Below are 2,350 nucleotides of genomic sequence, written 5' to 3'. Positions count from 1 at the left end.
GACGGCAACAGCGCTGTCGAAGCCAAGGTCAAGGCCGAAGTCGCAGACCTCTGCGCCAAATTCCCGATCTATCCGAATCTTTAAGACGAAGGACCCGACCCCATGAGCTTTCATTCCATTGACCAAGCCCCAGCCCGTCTAAACCGAAGTGAATTGGCCGTGCCCGGCAGCCAACCCGGAATGTTCGAAAAGGCAGCCAAATCCGATGTCGACGTCATTTTCCTTGATTTGGAAGACGCCGTAGCACCGGACGAAAAGGAGCAGGCGCGCAGGAACATCATTCAGGCCTTGAACGACATCGACTGGGGCAACAAGACCATGTCGGTGCGGATCAATGGTCTGGACACCCACTATATGTACCGTGACGTTGTGGATGTGGTCGAACAGGCTGGTGAACGCCTTGATCTGATCATGGTCCCCAAGGTCGGAACTGCTGCTGACGTTTACGCGGTCGATATGCTTGTCACCCAGATCGAAGATGCCAGAGGCTATAAGAAACGGATTGGATTCGAGCACATCATCGAAACCGCGCTTGGCATGCAGAATGTCAGTGAGATTGCGGCAGCATCAAAGCGCAATGAAAGCCTGCACTTCGGCGTGGCCGACTATGCGGCTTCGACCCGCGCGCGAACCACGATCATCGGCGGTGTGAACCCGGACTACTCTGTCTTGACCGATGCGGATTCGGATGGTGGGCGCCAGATCCATTGGGGTGACATGTGGCATTATGCACTGACCCGTATGGTGGTTGCGGCGCGCGCGAACGGACTGCGCCCGATTGACGGACCTTTTGGTGATTTTCAGGACCCTGACGGATACAAGGCTGCCGCAAAACGCGCTGCTGTTCTGGGTTGCGAGGGCAAATGGGCCATTCATCCAAGCCAGATCGCACTTGCCAATGAGGTGATGTCGCCGTCCGACGCTGAAGTTACCAAGGCACAGCGAATTCTCGTCGCCATGGCCGAGGCCGAAGCCGATGGAAAAGGCGCTGTTTCGCTGGATGGTCGACTAATTGACTACGCATCAATCCGTCAGGCCGAAGTGCTGGTGGAAAAGGCAAGCCAGATAGCGGCGGCCTGAACCAAGCCAGAGTTGCGTGGGCATCCTGTCCGCGCGATATCATCGACAGTTACGGAAACCGAATAATGGCTAGCCGTTCCCCGATGCTATCGTCCCCATGAACCGACTGTTGCGAACATCGTCGGGGCTGGTTCTGTAGCTGCGTTGAAACGCACGTTTCAAAGCGACGGTTGATGAAAAACCAGTGGCTGCCGAGATTTCGATCTGCGACATGTTGGTGAACTGCAACAGGCTTTGCGCGCGTTCCAGCCGAAGTTCTTTGTATGTCGAAAGCAGCTTTGCCCCGGTTTTGCTCAGGAACCGTCGCTGCAGCTGCCGTGTTGAGGTTTTGAGCACGCGGGAGAGATCGGAAATCGTCAGAGGATCTTCGATGTTTTCCTGCATCGCATTCAGGGTGCGTACGACCAAAAGATCACCTTTTGCCCTATGCACCAACCGTGCGGCTAGTCTGCTTTCGTGTTTTTGCACGGGTTCGGCTAGACCAATATAGCTGCGTAGTGAGTCCGCGATATGCTCTCCGTGATCCATGGACACAAATTCAGACAACAATCTCAACGCGCTCAATCTGCTGGTCGCGCTGTGCGGACGCCCGTCGGCGGCCAGATGAGTCCCCGTGCCGCAGCTTTCCAATCCGCTTTCCAGCGCGGCCGCGGCGAAGTTCGGATGCACCGCAACGACATTTCGACCCGCTCTGCCCAACTGCACAAGAAGAAGGACAGCTCCACCGACCAGAACAGCCCTTGAAGACAGGTTAAGAACTTGCGAGATCCAGCTTCTGCGCGGACCGGCAACGTCCCAGTTGTTTTCCAGGTCGCCCCAGAAAATCGCGGCACGACCCGCCCAATAGAGAGGTCCGCCGACGGTGTCATTTCCGGACACCCGGAGATTGACCACGTAAGAGAAATCTTCGACCAGGCTGTTCAATGCGTGATAGAACTCAACAACGATTTCAGCCGATGCCAGCGCCCGCTCGTCGCTTAGGATAACATCGATGTATTTTAGTCTTTCGGGCACCTCCGGCCCTGTCTTTGCCAGGTTGGCGCGATCATTTGCGAGGACATAGTGTTTCATTGTTCCTCCATCGATTTGGCAAGAAGCAGCGCCTCGCAGGACGCTGCCCTCTTTCTTGGATTTCAATCCGTCAGGGCAAGAAGCGGATTGCTACGACTAGCTACCTATTCCGCGGCTTCTTCGTATGCATCCATTGGGGGGCATGTGCAGACGAGGTTTCTGTCGCCGTATGCGTTGTCGACGCGGTTGACGGGTGACC

Annotated in this window: 2 protein-coding genes; one reads left to right on the top strand and one right to left on the bottom strand. The window is 56.0% G+C overall.

Annotated elements, in window-relative coordinates:
* The first annotated feature begins 102 nt into the window (after window positions 1–102).
* On the top strand, window positions 103–1,080 hold the full coding sequence (locus AC2FFA_RS22500) for an HpcH/HpaI aldolase/citrate lyase family protein (protein ID WP_117873554.1): 978 nt from the start codon (window positions 103–105) through the stop codon (window positions 1,078–1,080).
* A gap of 69 nt (window positions 1,081–1,149) precedes the next feature.
* On the opposite strand, the gene AC2FFA_RS22495 is transcribed toward AC2FFA_RS22500, so the two are convergent.
* Window positions 1,150–2,151: a helix-turn-helix domain-containing protein gene (locus AC2FFA_RS22495; protein WP_496853305.1), complete on the bottom strand. Its 1,002-nt coding sequence runs from the start codon at window positions 2,149–2,151 to the stop codon at window positions 1,150–1,152.
* Window positions 2,152–2,350 lie beyond the last annotated feature (199 nt).

Source organism: Ruegeria sp. YTSB088 (genome assembly GCF_059609825.1).
The sequence above is the reverse complement of the archived record's forward strand: the minus strand, read 5'-3'. Positions and strand labels throughout refer to the sequence as shown.

What these genes read in the sequence shown, in the direction of transcription:
- AC2FFA_RS22500 (WP_117873554.1), top strand. Translation starts at nt 103, where the DNA reads ATGAGCTTTCATTCCATTGACCAAGCCCCAGCCCGTCTAAACCGAAGT.
- AC2FFA_RS22495 (WP_496853305.1), bottom strand. Translation starts at nt 2,151, where the DNA reads ATGAAACACTATGTCCTCGCAAATGATCGCGCCAACCTGGCAAAGACA.